Origin of the sequence: Pokkaliibacter sp. MBI-7, assembly GCF_029846635.1 — a bacterium.
Classification (GTDB): Bacteria; Pseudomonadota; Gammaproteobacteria; order Pseudomonadales; family Balneatricaceae; genus Pokkaliibacter.
Map to the genome: position 1 here is coordinate 1,518,363 of NZ_JARVTG010000001.1, position 23,365 is coordinate 1,541,727.

20 protein-coding genes and 1 other RNA gene are annotated in these 23,365 nt (G+C 56.4%); 8 read left to right on the top strand and 13 right to left on the bottom strand.

Translation table 11 applies throughout. The features are described from left to right. Positions 1-4 precede the first annotated feature (4 nt). Both QCD60_RS06870 and QCD60_RS06875 read right to left on the bottom strand, forming a co-directional pair. On the bottom strand, positions 5-2,545 hold the full coding sequence (locus tag QCD60_RS06870; RefSeq protein WP_279783638.1) for an FtsX-like permease family protein: 2,541 nt from the start codon (positions 2,543-2,545) through the stop codon (positions 5-7). Then, positions 2,532-3,218: an ABC transporter ATP-binding protein gene (locus tag QCD60_RS06875; protein ID WP_110185603.1), complete on the bottom strand. Its 687-nt coding sequence runs from the start codon at positions 3,216-3,218 to the stop codon at positions 2,532-2,534. The genes QCD60_RS06870 and QCD60_RS06875 overlap by 14 nt, the downstream gene beginning before the upstream one ends. On the opposite strand from QCD60_RS06875, the gene QCD60_RS06880 reads away from it, so the two are divergent. Then, positions 3,199-3,831, top strand: coding sequence for an arylesterase (locus tag QCD60_RS06880; RefSeq protein WP_279783642.1), 633 nt, complete (start codon positions 3,199-3,201; stop codon positions 3,829-3,831). The two genes, QCD60_RS06875 and QCD60_RS06880, sit on opposite strands and share 20 nt — an antisense overlap. 239 nt (positions 3,832-4,070) lie before the next feature. Here the strand turns inward: QCD60_RS06880 and hemW are convergent, their stop codons facing one another. The 5 genes from hemW to QCD60_RS06905 all read right to left on the bottom strand — a co-directional run bounded on the left by hemW (position 4,071) and on the right by QCD60_RS06905 (position 9,234). Continuing rightward, entirely contained in the window at positions 4,071-5,210 is a 1,140-nt protein-coding gene (gene hemW / locus QCD60_RS06885) for a radical SAM family heme chaperone HemW (RefSeq protein WP_279783644.1), read from the bottom strand. Positions 5,211-5,307: 97 nt separating this feature from the next. Continuing rightward, positions 5,308-5,898 (bottom strand): RdgB/HAM1 family non-canonical purine NTP pyrophosphatase, encoded by a 591-nt coding sequence (gene rdgB, locus QCD60_RS06890; protein ID WP_104156048.1) that lies wholly within the window; start codon positions 5,896-5,898, stop codon positions 5,308-5,310. Between the two features lie 105 nt (positions 5,899-6,003). Further along, complete coding sequence (locus QCD60_RS06895) at positions 6,004-7,410, bottom strand: ATP-binding protein (protein WP_279783647.1); 1,407 nt, start codon at positions 7,408-7,410, stop codon at positions 6,004-6,006. 49 nt (positions 7,411-7,459) lie between these two features. After that, positions 7,460-8,167, bottom strand: coding sequence for a response regulator (locus tag QCD60_RS06900; RefSeq protein ID WP_104156050.1), 708 nt, complete (start codon positions 8,165-8,167; stop codon positions 7,460-7,462). Positions 8,168-8,193: 26 nt separating this feature from the next. Beyond that, positions 8,194-9,234 (bottom strand): NADP(H)-dependent aldo-keto reductase, encoded by a 1,041-nt coding sequence (locus QCD60_RS06905; protein WP_279783650.1) that lies wholly within the window; start codon positions 9,232-9,234, stop codon positions 8,194-8,196. Between the two features lie 352 nt (positions 9,235-9,586). Here QCD60_RS06905 and QCD60_RS06910 point away from each other — a divergent pair, with 352 nt between their 5' ends. Beyond that, positions 9,587-10,450 (top strand): LysR family transcriptional regulator, encoded by an 864-nt coding sequence (locus tag QCD60_RS06910; protein ID WP_279783653.1) that lies wholly within the window; start codon positions 9,587-9,589, stop codon positions 10,448-10,450. A gap of 159 nt (positions 10,451-10,609) precedes the next feature. Beyond that, positions 10,610-10,969, top strand: coding sequence for a DUF413 domain-containing protein (gene maoP / locus QCD60_RS06915; protein WP_104156053.1), 360 nt, complete (start codon positions 10,610-10,612; stop codon positions 10,967-10,969). Positions 10,970-11,073: 104 nt separating this feature from the next. On the opposite strand, the gene QCD60_RS06920 is transcribed toward maoP, so the two are convergent. Beyond that, positions 11,074-12,270, bottom strand: coding sequence for a class I SAM-dependent rRNA methyltransferase (locus tag QCD60_RS06920; protein WP_279783656.1), 1,197 nt, complete (start codon positions 12,268-12,270; stop codon positions 11,074-11,076). A gap of 230 nt (positions 12,271-12,500) precedes the next feature. Between QCD60_RS06920 and QCD60_RS06925 the strand changes: the two genes are divergently transcribed. Beyond that, entirely contained in the window at positions 12,501-13,379 is an 879-nt protein-coding gene (locus QCD60_RS06925; protein WP_279783658.1) for an HDOD domain-containing protein, read from the top strand. Between the two features lie 101 nt (positions 13,380-13,480). On the opposite strand, the gene gcvH is transcribed toward QCD60_RS06925, so the two are convergent. From gcvH to QCD60_RS06950, 5 genes are read right to left on the bottom strand one after another with little or no spacing between them, the layout of a single operon-like run. After that, positions 13,481-13,873: a glycine cleavage system protein GcvH gene (gcvH, locus tag QCD60_RS06930; protein WP_104156056.1), complete on the bottom strand. Its 393-nt coding sequence runs from the start codon at positions 13,871-13,873 to the stop codon at positions 13,481-13,483. Between the two features lie 25 nt (positions 13,874-13,898). Further along, complete coding sequence (locus QCD60_RS06935) at positions 13,899-15,116, bottom strand: UbiH/UbiF/VisC/COQ6 family ubiquinone biosynthesis hydroxylase (protein WP_279783662.1); 1,218 nt, start codon at positions 15,114-15,116, stop codon at positions 13,899-13,901. A 12-nt stretch (positions 15,117-15,128) separates the two neighbouring features. Further along, on the bottom strand, positions 15,129-16,406 hold the full coding sequence (gene ubiH, locus QCD60_RS06940; RefSeq protein ID WP_279783664.1) for a 2-octaprenyl-6-methoxyphenyl hydroxylase: 1,278 nt from the start codon (positions 16,404-16,406) through the stop codon (positions 15,129-15,131). After that, a complete protein-coding gene (gene pepP / locus QCD60_RS06945; protein WP_279783666.1) occupies positions 16,406-17,746 on the bottom strand; it encodes a Xaa-Pro aminopeptidase in 1,341 nt (446 codons plus the stop codon). The genes ubiH and pepP overlap by 1 nt, the downstream gene beginning before the upstream one ends. Before the next feature lie 52 nt (positions 17,747-17,798). After that, positions 17,799-18,377, bottom strand: coding sequence for a UPF0149 family protein (locus QCD60_RS06950; RefSeq protein ID WP_279783668.1), 579 nt, complete (start codon positions 18,375-18,377; stop codon positions 17,799-17,801). Between the two features lie 1,459 nt (positions 18,378-19,836). On the opposite strand from QCD60_RS06950, the gene ltrA reads away from it, so the two are divergent. The 4 genes from ltrA (at position 19,837) to QCD60_RS06970 (ending at position 23,325) form a co-directional block, all read left to right on the top strand. Further along, complete coding sequence (gene ltrA / locus QCD60_RS06955) at positions 19,837-21,525, top strand: group II intron reverse transcriptase/maturase (RefSeq protein WP_279783670.1); 1,689 nt, start codon at positions 19,837-19,839, stop codon at positions 21,523-21,525. A 363-nt stretch (positions 21,526-21,888) separates the two neighbouring features. Further along, the gene (locus QCD60_RS06960) at positions 21,889-22,206 is read left to right on the top strand and encodes a cell division protein ZapA (RefSeq protein ID WP_104156060.1); all 318 of its coding nucleotides are present in this window, start codon (positions 21,889-21,891) and stop codon (positions 22,204-22,206) included. A gap of 48 nt (positions 22,207-22,254) precedes the next feature. After that, positions 22,255-22,438: non-coding RNA, 6S RNA (gene ssrS / locus QCD60_RS06965), on the top strand. A 215-nt stretch (positions 22,439-22,653) separates the two neighbouring features. Further along, positions 22,654-23,325: a 5-formyltetrahydrofolate cyclo-ligase gene (locus tag QCD60_RS06970; RefSeq protein ID WP_279783673.1), complete on the top strand. Its 672-nt coding sequence runs from the start codon at positions 22,654-22,656 to the stop codon at positions 23,323-23,325. Positions 23,326-23,365 lie beyond the last annotated feature (40 nt).

The following is a 23,365-nucleotide window of genomic DNA, read 5'->3' on the forward strand; positions in this document are numbered from 1 at the left end:
ATCGCTACAGTAATCTGCGTAACGCCTGCAACGGTGGCTCACGGCCGATTTGCCGCAACATCCATAGCCCCGGCAGGGCCACCACAACGGCGAACAAAGGCGGCCAGCCAAGCAGCCACCAGGGCCCGGCGAACGGTAGCTCCAGCACGCGGGTAAACACCACCCAGCCCAGCACCGTGCAGCCAATGGCCCCCAAGGCACCAGCAACGGCCCCCAGTAATAACAGCTCCTGCCGCTGACGCTGGCGTAAGCGTTGTCTGGCAACCCCCAGCGTATGCAGCAATGCAGCCTCACGCCGCCGCTCCGGCAAGCTAATCTGAATGACGGCCACCAGCACCAGCCATGCGGCCAGCAAGACAAAGATAAACAGATACTGCACGGCTTCCGTCAGCTGAGTAAGGATGTCACGTAACTGTCCCAGTAATGCTTCCACCCCAATCAGGGTTATGTTCGGCCAGGTTTTACTTAACGCTGTAATCTCGGTGCCATGGTCAGGCGGTACATAGAAGCTGGTCATCAGTGACACCGGAAAATCAGTCAGACTACCGGGTGTGAAGATCACGAAGAAGTTGGGATTGAAGGAGTTCCAGTCAACACTACGCACGCTGCTCACCTTAGCGGTCACAGGTTCACCGGCAATATCGAAGGTCAGTTGATCACCCAGTTCAAGCCCATAACGCCTGGCAAAGCCTTCTTCAATGGAAATCAGCCGCTGCTGCTCACCAGCATTCCACCAGCTGCCCTGGACTATCCTGTTGTCACGCCCAGGCTCTGCCGCCCAGGTCAGATTCAGCTCGCGTCCAGGCGCCCGGTTACCATTACGCTCCCGATTATCTTCATCACGACCATCGTCTTCCTCAGCTTTCAGCGGCTGGCCATTACGCTCAATCAGACGTCCGCGCAGCATCGGATACAGTGGATTGCTCTGCCAGCCCTGCTGCTGCAGAAAGTGCAGAAAATCGGCCTGCTGATCAGGCTGAAGGTTGATGGCGAAGTAGTTGGGCGCTTTCTCAGGCAGCTGCTCTCGCCAGCTGTTCAACAGGTCAAGCCGTAACAGCATCACCAGGCCAATCGCCATACTGACCAGCGCGAAAGCGGTCACCTGCAGTGCCTGCCAGTTCAGACGGGCATTATCCAGCTGCCCCAGACGGCGCAGCAGCCGTGCAAGTAACCAGCGACTGCTGTAAAACAGTACGCCCAGTAACAGCAGCAGACCGCCACCCACACTGAATGTCAGTACCGGCTGCCGACTTTGCCACCACAGCCAGAACAGCAGGGCCAGTAGCGCTCCTGCCAGCCAGAGACGTGTCGCTACCGTAGCTCCACGGCTTTCATGCTTGAGTGCACGCAGCGGACTGGTGCGCAGCAGTAACCACCAGTCTGGCAAGACCAGAGCCACCAGCAGCAACACCGCTGTCAGCACACCATTACAAGCAGGAAGCCAGCTCAGCTCGGGCAGAGGGTCAGGCAACCAGTCGCGAAACAACTGCACCAGCCCTTGCTGTGCCAGCGCCCCGGTGAGGACGCCCAGCCCCACAGCCACCAGACTGAGCAACCCCAGCCGCAACAGTAGCATCTGCCCCAACTGGCGGCGTGACAACCCCAGACAACGCCACAGTGCCACCTCGTCCTGATGTCGCAGACTGTAGTGTCGCGCAGCCAGTGCCAGCGTCACTGCCGCCAGCAGGACAGAAAGGATGCTGCCTAACGCCAGGTACTGATTGACTCGCTGCAGCGCACTGGCCAGCCGCGGACTGTCACTGTCGGTATCAAGGATGCGGGCCGCAGGGGCCAGCTGGGGAGCAACCCAGCGAGTAAAGGCCTGTATGGCCGGTGCAGGCCCGTCCAGCAGATAACGATAGCGAATACGGCTGCCGGGCTGGATGACCTGTGATCTGGCCAGATCTGCGCTATTTACCAGCAGGCGCGGGTTGAGACTGAGGAAGTCAGTAGAGGGGTCTGGCTCCTGCAACACCACGCCGGTTACTTTCAGATCGGCATAGCCCAGCTGTACCTGATCGCCCATTTTCACGGCAAGCATGCTCATCAGACGAGGTGCCAGCCAGGCCTCGCCCGGCAATGGGCCCTGACTCAGCTCCTGTACCTGACCATCCGCCTGTTGCACACGGATTGTGCCCGTTAACGGATACCCCGCAGGTACTGCCTTGACGCCGGCCAGCTGAAAGCCCTGAGCACTGCTGGCCATGCTGACAAACTCGGCCACCGTCAGAGGTGGTTTGATGCCCAGCCGCTGAGCCTGCTGCCACCACGCCTCAGGCGCCTCCCGGCTGCTGCGAATCACCAGCGGTGCGCCCAGATAACGCTGCGACTGCGCCTGTAACCCGCGTTCCAGCCGATCCGCAAAAAAGCCCAGCAATGTCGTCGCAGCACAAGCTAACCAGATAGCCAGCACCAGCAGGCGCAGTTCATTGTCACGCCAGCCAAGCAGGGCATAACGCCAGCTGGCACGCCATGAGGGCTTCCGAGCGGAGGTCAGTGCCAACCTGCTGACCGAATTATTGTATGACTGCTCAAGACTGGACACGGCCACCCTCCAGATAAACGCGCTGCTGGCAACGTTCTGCCAATACCGCATCGTGGGTCACCAGAATCAGGGTAGTGCCTTCGTGCTGGTTCAACTCAAACAGCAGATCCATGATCTGTTTGCCGGTGGCCTCATCAAGATTACCGGTAGGCTCATCAGCAAAGAGGATACGCGGCTGATTGGCAAAGGCCCGCGCCAGCGCAACACGCTGCTGTTCCCCACCCGATAACTGGCGTGGCGTGTGATGCAAGCGGTGCGACAGCCCGACACGCTGCAACCATTGCTCAGCCCTTTGAGCGGCATCGGCAACGCCACAAAGCGCCAGTGGCAGACTAATGTTTTCTGCCGCCGTCAGATCAGGCAGCAGCTGAAAGGATTGAAATACAAAACCGATAGCGGCTGCACGCAGTGCCGCCCGCTGGTCTTCATCCATGGCACTGAGGCAGTGCTGTTCGATATAGACCTCACCACGGCTGGGTACATCCAGCCCGGCCAGCAGGCCCAGCAGGGTTGACTTACCTGCTCCGGAACGTCCCAATATGGCCAGACTCTGCCCGGCCCCCACACTCAGCGACACCTGATCAAGCAGGGTCAGGGTGCCACTTTGGGTATCGACATACTTACATAGCTGCTCTGCACGAAGGAGAACGGAGATGGATTGCGCTGCTGTCATGACCTTCCTTAAACGAACACTGGTTTTGCTGTGGCTGGTGAGCGGCAGCGCCGCGGCAAATACCCTGCTGATACTGGGTGACAGCCTCAGTGCAGGATATGGCATCAATCCCGACAAAGGCTGGGTAGCACTGGTCCGCCAGCAGCTGCAACCTCTGGGCTGGCAGGTGATCAACGCCAGTGTCAGTGGCGACACCAGTGCCGGAGGCCTGACCCGCCTGCCCTCATTACTGCAACGGCATCAGCCACAGATAGTGCTGATCGAACTGGGGGGTAACGATGGTCTGCGTGGCCTGCCACCACAAAGCCTGCAACAAAACCTGAGCAGGATGGCTGAACTCAGCCAGCATGCCGGAGCCCGGCCACTGCTGCTCGGCATGCGCCTGCCTCCCAATTATGGACCTGTTTACACTCAGGCTTTTGCACAAAGCTATCAAGATGTCAGTAACACTTTGAATATTCCGTTACTTCCGTTCTTTCTTGAGGATGTCGCACTGCATCCGGAGCTGATGCAAGCCGACAATATTCACCCCAATGAGCAGGGCCAGCCGTTGATGGCTGAGCGCGTCTGGCAGTGGCTGCAACCGCTGCTGAAAACGACCAGCGGTCAGTAAAAACCCAGACGCCATGCGGCTTTCATGCAAATGAGAAGTAGCTTAATTGCAACCAGAAAATTCAGACTTTTTCCTATAGGTTCCGCAGCCGCACAACAGTAATCTGGCGCCAATGGACAGGGTCAGAGACGACCCTCAAGGGAGGCAGGATGCCGATTTCACTGAGCGAAATCAGCAGGACGCCCATGGATGAGATGATGATGGCCTGACGACTTCAGGATGAACGAATCAGGCCGGAATCACAGAAAAAGCTCCAGCAAATCATTAAGATAACGCTGCCCAAGGGCAGTGGGTCTGAATGCATCTTCGTTACGATCGAGTAGCCCCCGGTCCTGACCAAGTCTGACGGCATCGTCAATTATGGCCTTGGTCAGTCCGGTGCGCTGCTCAAACCAAGCTGACGGCACACCGTCCACCAGTCGTAACGCATTCATCATGAACTCAAACGGTAGCTCATCTGCCTCTACCTGCTGTTCCCCCGCTACCAGCAACCGGCTGCGATCCAGATAATGCTGCGGCATACGAGTTTTCCAGCGGCGTACAATCTGCCCTGTGGCCTGCCAGCTGACTTTGCCGTGTGCGCCCGCACCAATCCCCAGATAATCACCAAACTGCCAGTAATTAAGGTTATGGCGGGCACGTCGACCAGCTTGTGCGTAGGCTGAGGTTTCATACTGGCCGTATCCTGCCGCCTGCAGCAGCTCATGACCCTCTTCCTGAATAGCCCACAACGCCTCATCCTCAGGCAGCTGCGGTGGACGGCTGTAGTACTCGGTATTGGGCTCAATAGTCAGCTGATACCAGGAAATGTGTGCGGGCTGCAGTGCGATCGCTTGCCGCAAATCCGCCAGCCCTTGTTGCAGGGTTTGCTCCGGCAGACCGTGCATCAGATCCAGATTGAAGTTGTCGAAGCCCAGCTGATGCAGCTTTTCCACAGCAGCAATGGCATCGCGGCTACTGTGTATCCTTCCCAGTCGTTGCAGCTTGTCATCATCAAAACTCTGGATGCCAACCGACAGGCGATTGACACCGGCCTGACGGAAACCCGCAAAACGCTCAGCCTCGAAGGTGCCGGGGTTGGCCTCCATGGTCACTTCACAGTCATCAGCCAGTGTCACTCTCCGGGCAATACCACACAGCAGCTGATCAATAGCCTGCTCACTGAACAGGCTGGGCGTACCACCGCCGATAAAGATACTGGTAATTTCTCGCCCCTGCGCCGCCACCTGCTCCTGTTCGAGGTCTTCCAGCAGACGCGCAACATATTCCTGCTCTGGCAGCTCGTCACGCACGGCGTGAGAATTGAAGTCACAGTACGGGCACTTACGCACGCACCAGGGGATGTGGATGTACAGACTGAGAGGAGGTAACTGCAACAAACTGGCGATCTCAAAGGCTAAGATCCTTGGTATGACGGCAGCGCCAGGACCATGCAACTGCCGTAGGTTTCACACCGGTGGAGAAACCCGATCCGATTCAGGGATTAAAACGCTGCATCAGTTGCTGCAGTGCTTTACCACGATGACTGAGGCGATTTTTCAGCTCGGCAGTCAGCTCAGCAGCGCTGCACTGCTGATCAGGCACCCAGAACAGCGGGTCGTAGCCAAAGCCACCTTCCCCGCGTGCCTCAAACAGCACCCGGCCTTCCCAGCTGCCCTGACAGATCAGCGGCGTAGGATCCGTCTCATGTCGCATGAACACCAGCACACACTGGAAACGGGCACTGCGCTCATCTTCCGGCGTATGCCGCAGGCGCTCAAGCAGCAGCTCACAGTTGTCATCATCACTGGCCCCCACACCGGCAAAGCGTGCCGAATAGATGCCAGGTGCCCCTTTGAGGGCATCCACTTCCAAACCCGAATCATCAGCCAGGGCTGGCAAACCGGTAAGACGTGCCGCATGACGTGCTTTGAGAATAGCGTTCTCAACAAAGCTCAGACCCGTTTCATCGGCATCGGGCACACTGAACGCAGACTGGGGTATGACTTCAAAATCCAGGCCGCCAAGCAGCTCATTGAACTCACGCAATTTGCCCTTGTTGCCACTGGCCAGCACGATCTGTTTCATGGGGAGGTCCTCGAAGAATAGCCGCATCACCAAGCCGTTGCGGGCGCACATCAATCATGTCCGTGGCAGTAATGATAGCACGCTGTGCGCTACAGACAGGCCACTTCAGGCACCCGTAATGTCGACGGGCAAAATCCGGGGCAGGATCAGTGTCACTTCCAGCCCGCCCTCGCGATGATTCTGCAGCATCAGATCACCTCCGTGAGCACGGGCCAGGCTGCGGGCAATACCCAACCCCAAACCGCTGCCCCCCGTATGGCGATTGCGTGATGGTTCCAGTCGGACATAGGGTTCAAAGACCAGATCGATCTGCTCCTCCGGGATCCCCGGACCACGATCCCGGACCTGCACCAGCCACTGCAGGTCAGTACTGCACATGCTGATATCCGCGCTGCCACCATAGAACAGCGCGTTGTCGATCAGATTGGTCAGGCAGCGCTTGAGTGCCAGCGGTTTGGCTTGCAACGGCTCGAAGTCACCCAGCAGCTGTACCTCTCGCCCCTGCTGCTGCAAATCGGTCAGCAGCGAGTCGAGCAGGTCAGGCACGTGCACTGTCTCGGTGTTTTCGTGAATGTCGGTATCCTTGACGTACTGCAAAGCGCCTTTAACCATCAGATCCAGCTCTTCCAGATCCTTGCTGAAGCGCTCACGCTGCAGATCATCGTCCAGCAGCTCTGCACGCAGGCGCAGGCGGGTAATAGGGGTTTTGAGATCATGGGAGATAGCGGAAAACAACCGTTCCCGTTCGGCCAGATAACGCCGGATACGTTCCTGCATATGATTGAAGGCGCGCGCGGTGGCGATCACTTCAGATGGCCCCTGCTCCAGCAACGGCGGATGATCAATGTCACGCCCGAAGTCTTCGGCTGCGCGGGCAATATCGGCCAGTGGCCGGGTCATCCAGCGTATGCCCACCAGACTCATTGCAATCACCACAATCAGCATTAATGCCAGAAACACCAGCTTGTCAGCATCCAGCCAGCTTCCTTTTTGCAGAAAGCCCGGTACCGGCAACAGGGTGGCGATGTACAGCCAGGTGTCCTTCTCCAGTTGCATCTGCACCACCATCACCGGCGGCGACAGCGGGTCCAGAAACAGCGACTGCGCCCAGCGTGGCGGCAAGTCCAGTGCAAGGGTTTCACTATTGAGCACGCGTAACGTGGTCGGCTCGGAAAACTGCACCCAGACCCGTTCAACGTTCATCTCCTGCCGCATGATACTGGCGACATTATCCACCACCAGATGCTTTTCCTGAGTGTCGTCGATGTCCTGCACCGGAATGCGATGATCATTGATACTGACAAAAAAACGCGTGCCTCCCATCTTGCGCAACTGATCCAACACCAGATGGCGATATTCGATGGGCAGTGAAATAAAAAAGCGTGCCGTGGAAGCAATGCTGTAGGTGAGGTTGCGCGACACCCGGTCTACCAGCTCCAGATGGCTGGCACGCACCTGCGAAGTCCAGACGCCATAGCTGATCAGCTGGGCCAGCAGCACGCCCCCCAGCATCAGCAAAACAAACCTGCCACGCAAAGAAAGCGGCAGCCGACAACGCCAGTTAGCCGACATTTTCCACGGGCACGGCGAGAATGTAACCAGAACCACGTACCGTTTTGATCAGCTGCGGGGTTTTGGCATCCTCCCCCAGACGGGCACGCAGGCGGCAAATATGGACATCAATGGAACGGTCCAGCGGCGGTGCGTCGCGGCCACGGGACAGATCAAACAGGTCGTCTCGCGACAGGACCTGTTGCGGATGGTTGAGAAAGACGCTGAGCAGGGAAAAATCAGCCCCACTCAGGCTCTCTCGCTCACCAGCCTGACCAATCAGCTCCCGCGTGGTGCGATCCAGACGCCAGGGGCCAAACCGCTGAAAGCGCGCCTGACCACCAAAGCTCTGGGTACGCCGCAAAATAGCCTTGATGCGCGCCAGTAACTCCCGCGGATTGAAGGGTTTCGCCAGATAATCATCCGCACCCAGCTCCAGCCCCAGAATACGGTCAGTATCATCGGCACTGGCAGTCAGCATGATGATAGGCACCTGCGACTGTTGTCGCAGGCGCTTGCACAGCGAAAAACCATCCTCCCCCGGCAGCATCAGATCGAGGATGACCAGATCCGGTGCCTGACGGGCAAAACTGTCGTCGAGATAGCTGCCGTCGGCAGCGGTGTGGCACTCAAAGCCATGGCGGCTGAGATAATCTGAAATCAGCTGACGAATGTCTTCGTCATCATCCACGATCAAGATACGCTTTTGGGTTGTCATACGGCGCTATCAGGTCTCTTCTGCAATCAGGGGCAGGGATTGGGATAAAGCTCATGAATGGCTTCAAGCTCAGCCAGCAGGGGATCACTCAGGGTTACATCCAGACTGGCGACATTTTCCCGCAATTGTGCCATCTGTGTAGCACCAATGATATTGGAGGCTACAAAGGGACGGGTATTGACGTAGGCCAGTGCCAGTTGTGCCGGGCTGAGACCATGAGCCTGTGCCAGCGCTACATAGGCTTCCGTTGCTTTCTCGCCCTGCGCCTTGAAATAACGCGAAAAGCGGCTGTAAAGCGACAGACGGGCCCCTGCAGGGCGCTCTCCATGCAGGTACTTGCCGGTCAGCATACCGAATGCCAGCGGTGAGTAGGCCAGTAATTCCACTCCTTCCCGATGCGCCACCTCGGCCAGACCTACTTCAAAAGTGCGGTTCAGCAGGTTATAGGGGTTCTGAATGGTCGCCACCCGGGGCAAGCCCAGCTTATCGGCCAGTTGCAGAAAACGCATCACGCCCCAGGGTGTTTCATTGGATAAGCCGATATAACGCACCTTACCCGCCTTGACCAGTTCCCCCAGTGCCGAAAGTGTCTCCTCCATAGGCACATCATGCGGGTCTTCGCCATGCACGTAATTCAGACTGCCAAAGAAATTCGCACTGCGCCCCGGCCAGTGGATCTGGTACAGGTCAACATAATCCGTCTGCAGGCGAGCCAGGCTGGTATCGATGGCGGAAAGGATGGAAGCCCGCGTCAGACGCATATCAGGGCGAATATGATCAACACCACGACTGCTGGGGCCAGCCACCTTGGTGGCGATAATCAGATCATCACGCTTGCCACGTTTCGCCAGCCAGCTACCAATGTAGGTTTCCGTCCGTCCCTGTGTTTCGGGACGAGGGGGAACCGGGTACATCTCAGCTGCATCAATAAAATTGATACCCTGAGCCACGGCATAATCCAGCTGCTCATGAGCTTCGGCTTCCGTGTTCTGCTCGCCGTAGGTCATGGTACCGAGACATATCTTGCTGACCTTCAGGTCGGTATGGGGAATCTGATGGTAGATCACAACCACTCCTCGTTTTTCAGGTGCGATACAGCGAATAAGCCCAACTTAATAGTGCCGACAGGCGACACATACAATGTGACAGCCAGTTGCCGAAGAGGCTACCAGCCAATAGTGCACAGGCAGGTAGTTCATTATTACGCAGCGTCAGAGGGAACGACTGACATGACATGACATGACCTTTGTCAGGTGATGTCTTGAGGCCAGTAGTTCCAAGGCCTACCTTAATAAGGCAAAATGCGCTGAAATCCAAATCCGCAGGGATATCTGTGTCACAGCGCTCCCGCGTGCACACCCTGTCAGTCAGCACTGCGACTCCGTCAGCCAGCTGTAGCCCACACTGTCGGCCTATTCAATGGACATAGAACTTCTTAAAACCTTTTTGGAGGTTTGTAAAACCCGCCACTTCGGCCGGGCTGCGGACAATCTGTTTCTCACCCAGTCGGCTGTCAGTGCGCGCATCCGTCAACTGGAAACCTTGCTCAGCAGTGAACTGTTCAGCCGTCAGCGCAACAACATCCAGCTGACGGCGGCGGGCGAACGTCTGCTGCTGCACGCTGACAGCGTACTTGCCGCCTGGGAAAGAGCACGGCAGGACGTCGCCCTGCATAATCGCCATACCGTCAGCCTGACGCTAGCCAGCACCCCTGGTCTGTGGGACACCTTGCTGCAGACCGGGATCAGCGCGATTCATCAGCGCCTGTCAGATCTGGTGCTGCGAGCCGATATTCACAGTGGTGATGTGCTGGTGCGGAAGCTGCTTGAACGCACCCTCGATATTGCTCTGCTTTATGACCCGCCCAAAGCACAGGAACTGGTATCCGTGCCGCTGACCAGCCTGGAGCTGATGCTGGTTTCCAGCCTGCCAGACCAGACCCCCAGCCAGGCCCAGCAACACGGCTACATCATGGTTGACTGGGGGACAGCATTTCAGATCAGCCATGATCAGCACTTTAACTCCCCTACGCCGCCATGGCTGCATACCAGCCATAGCAGGATGGCACTGGACCTGATTTTGTCGCAGGGTGGCTGCAGTTATCTGCCCCGTCGACTGGTCAAACCCTGGCTGGCTGAACAAAAACTTTTTGCAGTTGAGGGCAGTCCCCGTTTCAAACGGGACGTTTATGGTGTATATCATGCCAGCGCGGCGTATCAGGAGCAGATCAGTGAAGTGATGGGAATCCTGCTGCAAAGCGCACGTCAAAGCGAGCAGAGCTAGGTGGAGGAAGCGCGCATCAACAAAAATTATTTATTGATAAAATAAAAAATTTTCGTTGTACTGCCCTCAAGCCATCTTGGACAATCGCCGCAAAATTACAGGGTGGCCTCAATGTCAAGAGGCTAAACAGTATTAGCACGCTGGTATTGCAAAGGTCCCATGAATAAAGATCGTCAATATTTTCTGAAAAAGTCCTTCTTTGATGACGAGCATTATCCATACGGGCTGGATAGCTCTGGTGATTTTTCCATCAAAGAAGCCAAACTCATCACTCAGTACGGCAACCTGGCGCGCGCTCTGATGGACGGCAGACTGTCGCCTGAGAACAGCGAAGATAAGGATCTGCTGGCCATCTGCCGTAACGAGAAAGTGCCCACTACCGACCTGGAAAAGGCCTGGGCCAAGTACCTGACCAAGATCAATGAAGACGGCTACATTGCTTCAATGAGCCTGTCGACCGTACGTGATGGCGAAGAGACCGACTTCTCTGAAGGCGGTAGCGATTACGACGACGATTGATCGCTGATATCGCGAACCCGATATGACAACGCCCGCACATGCGGGCGTTGTTGTTTTGGCAGGCACTCACCGGCCAGCAGCAGGTGAGCTCCCGGGTTTCAGGCTTACAGTGCTGGCAAGACGCGGAAGATCATCGACTTGAGATAGTCTGTTTCACTGATCATGGCATGTATCGGGTGATCGGCACCCTGTCCGCCCTGCTCAAGCAAGGTGACATGACGCTCCAGCGTACGGCCACAGCTTCTGACCACATCCAGCAAGCGCTCACGCTGCAGATGCATTGAGCAGGATGCCGATACCAGCAGGCCGTCCTTTTCCAGCAGACGCATGGCCAGCTGATTGGCGCGCTGATACGCCTGCTCACCTTTAGCTACATCCTTACGACGCTGAATAAAGGCAGGTGGATCCAGAATGACCATATCGAAACGCTGCTTCTCGGCCACCATGGCCTTCAGCGCATCAAACGCATCGGACTTGAGGGCACTGACTTTACCTTCCACGCCGTTGCGACGGGCGTTAGCGTTGATATGGTCAATGGCAAACTGCGATACGTCGATACAGGTCACTGACTCTGCACCGGCAGCAGCAGCCTGCACCCCCCAGCCACCGACATAACTGAAAACATCCAGTACCCGCAGGCCCTTGGCATAGTGCTGTACGCGCGCGCGGTTCATGCGGTGGTCATAGAACCAGCCAGTTTTTTGCCCTTCCCGCACAGGCGCCGCAAACTCGACGCCATTTTCACGCAGTATCACTTCGTCAGGCACACTGCCCCAGGCTTCACTGACGTATTCATCCAAGCCTTCCACCGCGCGCATCTTGCCATCATTCTTGAACAGGATACCGGCAGGCTTCAGCACCTGGCACAGAGCCGCCACGATCTCATCTTTGACGAGCTCCATACCCGCAGTAGAAATCTGCACTACGAGATAATCACCAAAGCGATCCACCACCAGCCCTGACAGGCCATCAGCCTCACCGAAGACCAGACGATAGTAGGGCTCAGCAAATGCACGCTGACGCAGTGACAACGCCTGGTTCAGACGATGGACCAGCAGTGACTTGTTTAGCTGCAGGGACAGATCGCGGCTGACCAGGCGGGCACAGATCAGGGTATTGGGGTTGACGTAGGCGATGCCCAGCGGCTTACCTACTGCACTCTCAACCACTACCTGTTCACCAGGCTGAAAACCTTTAAGTGGCGTGACAGCAATATCGACCTCATTGCTGTAAATCCACAAATGACCACCACGCAAGCGCCGATCGGCTTTGGCTTGCAAACGCAGAACGGGCAGGTTCATAACTGACCTCTTACTACCGAACCAAAAGGCAGCATTATAACGAGAAACCCCGGTGGTATTGGTATAAATCCAGTGAGATAAAATCAGTGTGGTACTGAGGTTCAGCTCAGCAAAGATTGATCTGGATCCAGCGGGCGACATCGAAAATGACATTTTAGTCACCCTTGCTCTTAAGAGACTATCGCCATCTGGGCTATACTTGTCGCGCTGTAGTTCAGGAAGCCACTACCATGTCCGATGCATCGAACGCCCTGTCAGAAAGCGATATCGCCAAGACCCTGCAAGGCATCTCCATTCCCCCCCAGCCCCAGGTATTGGTGGATCTCCATCTGGAGTGCGCCCAGCCCGAGCCCCGGGTGGGAGAGATCATCGACATCATCAGTACGGATGTCGGCCTGTCAGCTGCCGTATTGAAGACCGTCAATTCGCCCTTTTTTGGCCTGCGCCGCAAAGTCTCAACGGTACAACATGCCGTTGCCATGCTCGGCCTGCAGAATGCCATCAACGTCGCCAATGCCCTGGCTCTGCGCGAAACCATGCGCAGCGATGACAACCCGGCCTTACAGCGCTTCTGGGATACCGCGCAGGACATCGCTCTGGCCTGTATCACGCTGGCACGTGAACTGAACTTTTCTACCCCCGAAGAAGCCTACACCCTTGGTCTTTTCCACAATGTGGGCGTGCCACTGATGCTGATGCGCTTCAAGGACTACCGTGCAGTGATGTCAGTCGGCTACAAGAAAGGCGCGATTACCCGGGTGGAGGACCAGTTCCTCAAGACCAACCACGCAACGGTTGGCTACTATATGGCCAGAGTCTGGCACCTGCCGGATGATCTTGCCGAAACCATCCTGCAGCATCATGATCTGGCAGAAATCTTTGAAGGACCGGCCAACAACAGCAAGCGTCGCACCCTGATAGCCATTCTCAAAGTAGCCGAACATGTCTGCGGACTCTATCGCATTCTTGGCAATCAACAGGTCGATAATGAGTGGCTGCAGTATCGCGATGCAATTCTGGAACAGCTGCACATTGACGAGGACGAACTGGCCAATCTGACCGAGCGCCTTAATGACATGGGCCTGCGTAGCGATAACTATCAGTGGTAACCACGACACACTATCTCAGATAGCAGAACCTGAAACGACCAGAGCCGGGAATACCGGCTCTGGATAGACTAGACAGTCTGGACAAATACCTGAAAGAGAGGTTATTCCTCTTCCTCACACAACTCTGCGTAAGCTTCGGCATCCATCAGGTCTTCCAGCTCATCAGGATCAGTCGGGCGCAGACGGAAGATCCAGCCTGCGCCGTAGGGATCCTGATTGACCAGCTCCGGCGCATCTGCCAGCGCGGTATTTACTTCCACCACGTCACCAGACAGGGGAGAGTAAATATCTGAAGCAGCCTTTACTGACTCCACGACACCTGCCTCTTCGCCACTGGCCAGAGAGGTCTCTTCTTCGGGCACTTCTACATACACGACATCACCCAACAACTCCTGGGCGTGATCGGTAATACCGATGGTGACGGTGCCATCATCTTCGGTACGAATCCACTCGTGGGTACTAACATATTTGAGCTCGCTGGGAATCTGGCTCATTTCAACTTTTCCTCTTCAAACCACTTCAGATTGCCGGCACGCCCATGGCCCGTGCGGCCAGCTGGCGTTTCAGCAAAGGTAGACCATCTACCCAGGAAAGACCAAGATTGCGCATCAGGGTCAAACCGGGATCCTTATTACCAAATAACGCTTTGAAACCGCTCATACCCGCCATGGTCATCCAGTTGTCCCCCTTGCGGGCACGCTGATAGGCCTTGAGCCAACGCTCTGCCGCCGGTGACTGACCACGCTGACGTGCCTGCGCGAGTTGTTGCAATAATGCTGCCACGTCCTTGAAGCCCAGATTGACACCCTGCCCAGCCAGCGGATGAATAGTGTGAGCGGCATCGCCCACCACCACCACACCGTCACTGTAATACTGCCAGGCATGACGCATCTTCAGCACAAAACTACTGCGTTCGCTGACCGCTTCGATACGGCCGAGACGATGTTCGCTGGCTTCGGTCAGGGCAGCACAAAATCCATCGTCGTCGAGTTTAAGCAGGGCTCTGGCATGGTCCGCTTCCGTGGACCAGACAATCGAGCAGCGCTGCGGGTGATCCAATGGCAGTAACGCCAGCGGACCATCAGGCATAAAACGTTGCCATGCCGTCTGCTGGTGCGGCAGGGCTGTGGCAACGGTGGCGACAATAGCATGATGGCCGTAATCGCGCTCACACTGGGTCAGGCCCGCCAGTTGCCGGATGCGGGACTGAGCCCCATCAGCACCGACAACCAGCTTAGCGGTCAGCTGCTCACCATCATCCAGTGCCACCACGCGCTGACCATCACGCAGCAACGACAGTGCCCGCACGCGCCGCTGCGCAAAACAGACAACCTCGCTGCGTGCCACTGCTTCATGCAGTGCCGCCAGGGTGACGCGGTTCTCGACAATATGTCCCAGTTCAGCCCAGTGCATTTCGGCTGCAGAAAAACGGATATGCCCGACCCCCGCAGCATCCCATACCTGCATATGCTGATAGGGACTCACCCTTTGAGCCTGCATCAGTGGCCAGATGCCGAGACTGACCAGTAACTGCCGGCTGGCTTCTGTCAGCGCACTGACGCGCAGATCATAGTCACCCACACCCTGCCCCTGCTCGACCGCAAGGCTGAGTGGCATGGGCACAGCGTCCACCAGCGCCACATGCCAGCCCTGGCGACTGGCCCCTACGGCCAGAGCAGCACCGACCATGCCGGCACCGGCGATAATCAGATCAAAATGCTGAGTTGAAGCAGACATCGGATAACTCCATCAGGCGCCATGCAGACGCGCCCGCGTGCCGTCCAGTCCCATGGCAGCGCGTGCCAGACGATGACGTGCAGGGGCAAACATGTTCAGGCCCACCAATCCCAGATCACGCACCAGTTGCACTGGGAAGCGGGGTTCAGCAAAGACCTTCATAACTTTGTCGCTGAAAGCGATGGTACGCATCTGATCCTGACGACGTTGCTCGACAAATGCATTGAGATGAGTCAGCTGCCCCAGATCTTCGCCTTGCTGATGCAGCTGTCCAAGGCGCTCGGCCAGATCAGCCACACCACGCAAGGCCAGGTTGTAGCCCTGTCCGGCAATCGGGTGCAGGGCGTGCGCTGCATTACCCAACACCACCAGACGACTGCGGACCTGCTCCCGGGCCTGCTTCAGCGCCAGAGGATAACAATAACGCTCACCGATACGACTGAAACGCCCGAGGCGGTAACCGAAGACCTGCTGAACTTCTTTGAGGAGGGTCGCATCATCCCAGTCCATGCGTTCACCGATCAGCTCATCCGGCGTGGTCCACACCAGCGCGCAGCGATGACTGCCGTCATCACTGTCAGTTAGCGGCAGCAGAGCAAGGGGGCCTTCAGCGGTGAATCGCTCAAAGGCGACCCCGGCATGAGCCTTGCCCGGTGTCAGGGTGCTGACCAAAGCAAACTGGTTGTAGGGAGCTTCCTGATAATCAAGACTCAGCTGCTCGCTGAGGCTGGAACGCCCGCCCTCTGCCAGTACCACCAGAGCTGTACTCAGTTGCTGTTGCTGATCCTGATAATGGATAGTGACCTGCGCCCGTTCAGCAGCCATAGTGATGGCGGTCACTTCCGCCGGGCACAGCCAGCTGATCGCCTCACCACCCTGTTGCTGCAGGTGGCTGAGCAGCACGCGGCCAATCCAGTGGTTCTCCACAACATAGCCCAGAGCCGCCACACCCTCTTCGGCAGCATGCAATCGGGTAGTGCCAAAATGACCACGGTCAGACACATGAATATGTTCAATGGCGCAGACACGCTCGCTCAATGCCTGCCATACCCCCATCTCCTCATAGATCAGCCGGGTACCATAAGACAGTGCTGTGCCGCGCGCATCATAGCTCGGCTGATAAGGCTCGCTGGCCAAAGAGGGTAAGGGAACGGCCTCCACCACAGCAATACGCATGCCATGGCGTTTGGCTATAGGCAGCAGAGCACAAGCCAGACTGGCCCCCACCAGGCCACCGCCGACGATAATCACATCGAAATGCTGTACTTCACTGTTCATACTGCCTGCCATCAGCCTCGCGCCTCTGCCATCAGTGCCTCTGCCATCAGTGCCTCGATCTCAGCGACCGTCTTGGGAGCCAGTGCCGTCAGAACTTCAGGCTCCGCATCCGTGACCAGTACATTATCTTCTATGCGAATGCCGATACCACGCCAGCGCTCTTCAACCCTGGTATTTGCCGGATTGATATAGATCCCGGGCTCAATGGTCGTCACCATGCCGGGCTGCAGGGCCCGCCACCGCTCCTGCTGGCGATAACTGCCGACGTCATGAACATCCATACCCAGCCAGTGGCCAATACGATGCATGTAGAAATCACGATAAGCACCCTGCTCAATCAGGCCATCGACACTACCTTGCAGTATCCCCAGATCGACCAGACCCTGCGTAAGAATGTTTACCGACACGTCGTGCAACTGATCAAAGCCCACACCACTGCGGGACTGTTCAATACAGGCCAGCTCCGCTGCCAGCACGATGTCATAGACAGCGCGCTGTTCAGCTGAAAAACGGCCATTGACCGGGAAGGTACGCGTCACATCACCCGCGTAGTAGTCAAGTTCACAACCCGCGTCGATCAGCACCAGATCACCGTCTCGCAGACGCTGATCATTATTGATGTAATGCAACACACAGGCATTGGCACCACCACCGACAATACTGCCGTAGGCGGGCCAGCGACTGCCGTGACGAGAAAACTCGTGCAGAATTTCCCCTTCCAGCTGGTATTCCCACATCCCCGGCTGACACACCGTCATGGCACGGCGATGGCCAAGCGCGGTAATACGCCCGGCTTCACGTATCTGCTGCTGTTCAGCGGGGGTTTTAAATAAGCGCATCTCATGCAGCACATCATCCAGTTGCCGCACTTGTGCAGGGGCCTGAACACCGCTGCGGGCCTGACGTCGGGTGCTCGTCAGCCATTGGCCGATGCGTTGCACCACGGAGTCGCGACTGTCAAAGCTATAGAACAGCTGTTGTCTGCCGGCCAGCAGCTGCGGCAGCTGCTGATCCAGTTCATCGACGTTGAAGGCCTGATCGGCACCATAGCGGGCCATACAGCCCTCAGGGCCTGCTCGATAGCCTTCCCAGATCTCCATGGCCGGATCACGAGGCTGGCAGAACATCACCACCTCGCCTTCACCGCGCCCCGGTACCAGCACCAGCCAGGCGGATGGCTCAGCAAATCCGGTCAGATAATAAAAATCGCTATCCTGACGGAAATAGTATTCAACGTCACGGTTACGCGGGCTCAGCTCGGCGCCAGCAACAATGGCGATGCTACCTTCGGGCAGCGTGTCGAGCAGGCGACGGCGGCGACTGGCGTATTCGGCAAGGGGAAGTGTCTGCATAGATGGTCCCTGATGCGGCCAGCAGCCATCAGGCTGCCAGCGAATGATCCACTCAGTGCAAGGTGCGGTTGGGGTTGACCGGTTGCTCCTGCTGGTTACAGGCAGTAAATAGCATGATGGCCACCACCCGCACGTACTCCAGCAATTCCATCAGGTCAGCCTCGTCGGACTCCTGTTCCTCCAGGGCCATATCGCTCAACTGGGTGAAACGACTGAGGTCCTGAATCGACTCACGCGCATCCTCATCCAGATTTTCATCCACCTGACCACCGCCCATGCCATAGCCGTGCAGAAAACCATAGCACCAGCTACCAAGGGCCTGTGACCGCTGCGCAACGGCATAGTCGTCATCAGGCACGATCAGGGTGAACTCGAAAACACCTTCCTCCAGCTGACGCAGGGTGACATCGTAAAGCTGCGCCAGAGCCGTTTTCGACTGCGCAGACTCGGGGACATCAATATCCAGCAACTGAGCAGACTGCTTGAGCCAGTCATCAGTACTCCAGCGTCGCCCGGCTGTCAGGAAACCGCAGAGAGTGCCATGCAATTCAGAGGGAGAGCCCAGAGCACCAATCTGAATGAACAGATTACTCAAGGAGTCAAAATCAGGTAACGCGGTGGACGAGGACATGAATACGCTCTGCCTGGACGGTGCATGGAGTCCCGCCAACGGGGACAACAAAGACTTATGCAAATTTGATACAGGTCCACTATCATACTACTGCCGGTGCGACACGTGTAGCGTGTCCTCTTGATACCCACAACCAGCTCCGGCAGGTGGGGGCAGCTCGTTGAGCTGTTGTCTGAAGAGACAGGAGCACTGGTAGTTACTTCGGCTATCAGGGCGCTGCCAGTGGGCAGTGCTGTCCGCAAGGATACGAAGGTCCTTTTGGCACGGATGTGCCCACCCGACGGTCTCCTCGATACGTCAATCCAGTCTCGGCTGGAGGTCTATATGGCAGAGGACGGGCAGACGCTTCGGCTGCCGGGGCCATCCTAATGCAGGATGGTTGTCCGCAAGGACGAGAAGAGCCTTTTGGTACGGATGTACCCACCCTGACGCCTGTCTCGGCACGTCAGTCCTGCGGTTCGCCACAGGAGTGCATATCTTAGCCGGTATGTTCAGAGATACCTGATTAATGGACCTCGGTCTATTGTTGTCGTCGTACAGGGTTGTACGGCGTATTCCGGTAACGGGATGATCAGGAAACAGTAAAGGGACACTGCAAGGATCGGAGCCCAAATCCAATCAGCACAATGAAAAATTGGACGTCGCTCAGGAAGAGCTGTAGGTGCCATAGCGGAAGCCCGTCTTCCGTTTTCACTTAATCAAGAGGTTCAGAGCTAAAGCTCTGTTTACCATTGTCGGGGTCCGTTTCGGCGGACAAGTCGACCTGTTGTACGACCAACAGTAACCCACGGGGACATGCAGGGCGGGTAACTGCCTTGTGTGAAGCTCCCCCGGAATGTAACCCTCCCGCAAGGGGCGCTGGCACTTTGTGAGAAGTGGCAGCGGATTCTCGGAGCAGTACCGGGATGAGGGGCTAGGTTGACTGGTAGGGGAAACGTAAGTGAACTGCTGATAAACGTCGTAAGTATGAACAAGCCTAAACTGCTGACAGGCTTGAACCAAAAGGTGTGTGGCCGGTTATCTCCGTCGGTAGTGGAGATACGTCGTTTATAGAGCCATCGGCGAATAAGCAGTCCCTAACCCAGTCGTGTGGTAAGCAGGGAACGTGGTAAGACCGTATAGCTGCCCTTCGGGGCAGGAGCGCCGTGAGGCAATCTGTTGGCTGTGCGGTTATGGGAGGGTGGAGAAAGCGAAGGCCATCCGGTAATAGGATGGATAGGGGTTTTAATGTCACCCCACGGGAAACCGGGCAGACTTCCACTTGGCAGATCGTCGTAAGGCGGCTGTTACCCTCTTACCTTTGAGACCATTAAACACTTCGGTGAACCCTGAGTTCACCCTACTACACACTCGGCAGACCCTGAGTCTGCCTGTTGCTCTACCCCTGACGGGACAGTTTTTCCCGTCAGGGAGAATGCTGTCTTCGTTCAGGATCATGGTCTTGAATAAGGAAGGCAGCATGAAAGAACTGACGCGCGAAAGCGTGATGTCTGCGCCTACCGGCGGACCGTTGGTGTGGCACGAGGTCGATTGGCAACGTGTGCAACGGAACGTCAGAGGAATGCAGATTCGTATTGCGAAGGCTTGTAAGGAAGGCAAATGGCGGAGGGTGAAAGCCCTCCAACGGCTGCTGACCCGCTCACGTTCAGCCAGATTACTGGCGGTGCGGCGAGTGACTGAGAACCAGGGTAAGCGCACGGCGGGAGTCGACCGCGTACTCTGGGATACGCCCGAAAGTAAACAACTGGCGGCGGAAACGTTGAAACGCCGGGGGTATCGCCCTCTGCCTCTGCGCAGGGTGTATATCCCCAAGAGTAATGGGAAGGAACGTCCTCTGGGCATCCCCACCATGTATGACCGGGCCATGCAGGCGTTATACCTGCTGGCATTGGCTCCTGTCGCGGAAACACGGGGCGATCCCAACAGCTACGGCTTCAGGATCGAACGGTCAACTGCGGACGCCATGGGTCAGCTCTTTGTGTGCCTCGCCAAAAAGGCGTCAGCCCAATGGGTGTTAGAGGCAGACATTAAAGGCTGTTTTGACCATATCAATCACGACTGGCTGGTCCAGCATGTCCCTACGGACAGGCAGGTATTGACCAAGTGGTTGAAAGCGGGGGTGGTCCACAAGGGCCAGCTCCAGTCGACAGAGGCAGGAACGCCACAAGGGGGAATTATTTCTCCAACCTTGGCTAATATGGCGTTGGACGGTTTGGAACGTGAGCTTCAGCAGTATCTGGGGAGAAAGCGTTCCAAACAGGACAAGGTTAATGTTGTGCGGTATGCGGATGATTTTGTCATCACAGGCGCCTCGAAAGAGGTACTGGAAAATGACATCCGGCCTTGGGTAGAAACATTCCTGCACACGCGGGGATTGCAACTGTCCGGGGAAAAGACGCATGTTGTCCACATTGACCATGGCTTTGATTTTCTGGGATGGAATTTCCGCAAATACGGCGGCAAGCTCCTGATCAAACCAAGCAAGAAAAACGTGCAAGCGTTCTATCGCAAGGTCAAGGAAATCATCGACGCCAATAAAACCGCTAAGCAGGAGAATCTGATTCGCCTGCTGAACCCGGTGCTGAAAGGATGGGCTTTGTACCATCAGCCGGTGGTGGCCAAGGCAACGTTCAGCCGTTTAGACGACCTGATTTTTCAGGCGGTACGAAAATGGGCCAAGCGTCGGCACCCGAACAAGAATGCCTTATGGGTCATGGAGAAATACTTCCAGCCCATCGGGGAGCGTTCAAGGGTGTTTGCCGCCACGGTAAAGAATGAGTGGGGCAACAAGTCGGTGGTAGCGCTGTACGCGCTGGCCAGTACACCGATAGAACGACACAGAAAGATCGCGGGGGACTACAACCCCTTCGATCCCGACATGGAAGCCACAGGTGAGGCGCTGCGGATGAGTCGGATGCTGAATAAGCTGAAGTATCGTAAGCAGGTTGCCAGTCTGTACACCCAGCAGAAAGGTCGCTGTGCGTTATGCAAGGAACCGATTACCAAAGAAACAGGATGGCACGACCATCATATCGTTTACCGCTCACAAGGGGGTGACGATACACTGAAGAATCGGGTACTTTTGCATCCTGTGTGTCATGCTCAGGTTCATAGCTGTGGTTTAACAGTAAACAAGCCGGTCCACTAAGTGGGCTTAGCTTAATCTGTTCGAGCCGTGTGCGGTGAAAGCTGCACGCACGGTTCTACGGGGGGGATGGCACAGTAATGTGCTGTCCCTACCCTACATCCAGAGTGGAAAACCTGTGTGGCACGCTTAGGATCAAGGTCAATGGAAAGACCTCGTAACCAAATAGCGCCCTTCCCGCACTAACACTGAGTTACACTGCTTTACCTGCAGAACACCAGCTGGGCTGTCGGCACTATAATTCATAGGCGCTGCTTCATTTGCGCCATGCTGGCCACAACAATTCAGACACTGGTCTGGATAAAAGAAGTCAGCAGATAACACAATCACTCCGCAAGCCATCGAAAAGGTTTGGAGCTTCTAGGTATGAGTCGTCAAACTGCCACTACTGTGGCAATTACCATTCTGGACAAGGAATTCCTGATTAACTGCCCAGAGGAAAGCAAGGACGAGCTGCTGCTATCGGCCAAACTGCTCGATCAGCGCATGCGTCAGGTACGGCAGAGCGGCAAGGTGCATGGCATGGAGCGCATCGCCATCATGACGGCACTGAATCTGTCTTATGAACTGCTGGGCATGCAACGCGCCAACGAGCAAGCTGATCGTCAGGCCCGCGCTCTGGCTGAGCGGGTTGATCAGGTATTGAACCCAACCCCGGCAGATGCCGAGGAAGGCAAGGAATAATAAATTTCAAGGCCTGACATCCCCATGCAAGTGTGTATAATCGCACCCAACTCCCTGGGGTGTTCGATACATCTGCTAGATCCCTCGAGCCGATAATCACTTTATTAAGGGAATGTCTCGTGGTTTTCTTTGTGCATGTCCGCTTGACGGAAAGCCTTCTGAAGACTCAGGCGTTCCCACTCTGAACCTTTGGTTCAGGGTACAGGCGGATAACGGCATCATCGGGGAGTCCTTTTCTCCTTTCCTAGCACGTCAGCTGACTTATGTTAGCTACACAGCTCATTACACAGCCTTTCTCAATTTTTGCTGTAACGACTGGCAAGCGCATCGCACGTTGCCAGCAATCACAAATCTGTCGCCAGCAGGCATGACCACTAGCGCAACAGCCGCTAGTATTGGCTATCACCTATTCAGCACTTTCCCAACCACCGGATGGCGCACAGCGTGATGAACTCAACCGTTGCCAGTCTACCTACCCGCTCTGCATCTGCATCTGTCGATGATCTGCAGCTACTGGAGCAACAGAAGCAGCAGTTGCGTCGGCAGATGCGTCGTCTGCGCCGCAGCCTGTCAGCCCAGCAACAACGACATGCTGCCAGGTCGCTGGTACGCCGCATGGCCGCTCATCCCACCTTTATCAGCAGCAAGCATCTGGCTCTGTATCTGAGTAATGATGGTGAAATTGATCCGCGTCCACTGATCCACAAAGCCTGGTCAATGCACAAGCACGTTTATTTGCCGGTACTGCACCCACTGAATGCCCATCGTATGCTGTTCCAGCACTACACCGCGGACACACCGATGGTGCGCAATCGCTTTGGTATTGAAGAGCCACGCTTTGATGTGTCAGCCCAGCGCCCGGCCTGGACGCTGGATCTGATCTGCATGCCACTGGTGGCGTTTGACGCGAGTGGAAATCGGCTGGGAATGGGGGGTGGCTTCTATGATCGGGCGTTTGCCTTCCTGCATCGTGGTTATCTGTCAACACGCATGGTAGGACTGGCACATCAGGGGCAAGAAGTACCGCAACTGCCTGTAGCCAGCTGGGACATTCCATTACAGGGGATCATGACGGACGGTGGCTGGTGTCCCGCATCAGGCACTGAGGGACACCGCTGACACACCACTGCACCGTCAGGGATGTCTGACGGCATAACGG

What these genes read in the sequence shown, in the direction of transcription:
- QCD60_RS06895 (WP_279783647.1), bottom strand. Translation starts at nt 7,410, where the DNA reads ATGCTGGGGGGCGTGCTGCTGGCCCAGCTGATCAGCTATGGCGTCTGG.
- pepP (WP_279783666.1), bottom strand. Translation starts at nt 17,746, where the DNA reads ATGCAGACACTTCCCCTTGCCGAATACGCCAGTCGCCGCCGTCGCCTG.
- QCD60_RS06920 (WP_279783656.1), bottom strand. Translation starts at nt 12,270, where the DNA reads ATGAACCTGCCCGTTCTGCGTTTGCAAGCCAAAGCCGATCGGCGCTTG.
- QCD60_RS06950 (WP_279783668.1), bottom strand. Translation starts at nt 18,377, where the DNA reads ATGTCCTCGTCCACCGCGTTACCTGATTTTGACTCCTTGAGTAATCTG.
- QCD60_RS06970 (WP_279783673.1), top strand. Translation starts at nt 22,654, where the DNA reads ATGAACTCAACCGTTGCCAGTCTACCTACCCGCTCTGCATCTGCATCT.
- QCD60_RS06875 (WP_110185603.1), bottom strand. Translation starts at nt 3,218, where the DNA reads ATGACAGCAGCGCAATCCATCTCCGTTCTCCTTCGTGCAGAGCAGCTA.
- ubiH (WP_279783664.1), bottom strand. Translation starts at nt 16,406, where the DNA reads ATGGCAGGCAGTATGAACAGTGAAGTACAGCATTTCGATGTGATTATC.
- QCD60_RS06880 (WP_279783642.1), top strand. Translation starts at nt 3,199, where the DNA reads ATGGATTGCGCTGCTGTCATGACCTTCCTTAAACGAACACTGGTTTTG.
- ltrA (WP_279783670.1), top strand. Translation starts at nt 19,837, where the DNA reads ATGAAAGAACTGACGCGCGAAAGCGTGATGTCTGCGCCTACCGGCGGA.
- QCD60_RS06910 (WP_279783653.1), top strand. Translation starts at nt 9,587, where the DNA reads ATGGACATAGAACTTCTTAAAACCTTTTTGGAGGTTTGTAAAACCCGC.
- QCD60_RS06935 (WP_279783662.1), bottom strand. Translation starts at nt 15,116, where the DNA reads ATGTCTGCTTCAACTCAGCATTTTGATCTGATTATCGCCGGTGCCGGC.
- QCD60_RS06960 (WP_104156060.1), top strand. Translation starts at nt 21,889, where the DNA reads ATGAGTCGTCAAACTGCCACTACTGTGGCAATTACCATTCTGGACAAG.
- gcvH (WP_104156056.1), bottom strand. Translation starts at nt 13,873, where the DNA reads ATGAGCCAGATTCCCAGCGAGCTCAAATATGTTAGTACCCACGAGTGG.
- QCD60_RS06900 (WP_104156050.1), bottom strand. Translation starts at nt 8,167, where the DNA reads ATGACAACCCAAAAGCGTATCTTGATCGTGGATGATGACGAAGACATT.
- maoP (WP_104156053.1), top strand. Translation starts at nt 10,610, where the DNA reads ATGAATAAAGATCGTCAATATTTTCTGAAAAAGTCCTTCTTTGATGAC.
- QCD60_RS06925 (WP_279783658.1), top strand. Translation starts at nt 12,501, where the DNA reads ATGTCCGATGCATCGAACGCCCTGTCAGAAAGCGATATCGCCAAGACC.
- rdgB (WP_104156048.1), bottom strand. Translation starts at nt 5,898, where the DNA reads ATGAAACAGATCGTGCTGGCCAGTGGCAACAAGGGCAAATTGCGTGAG.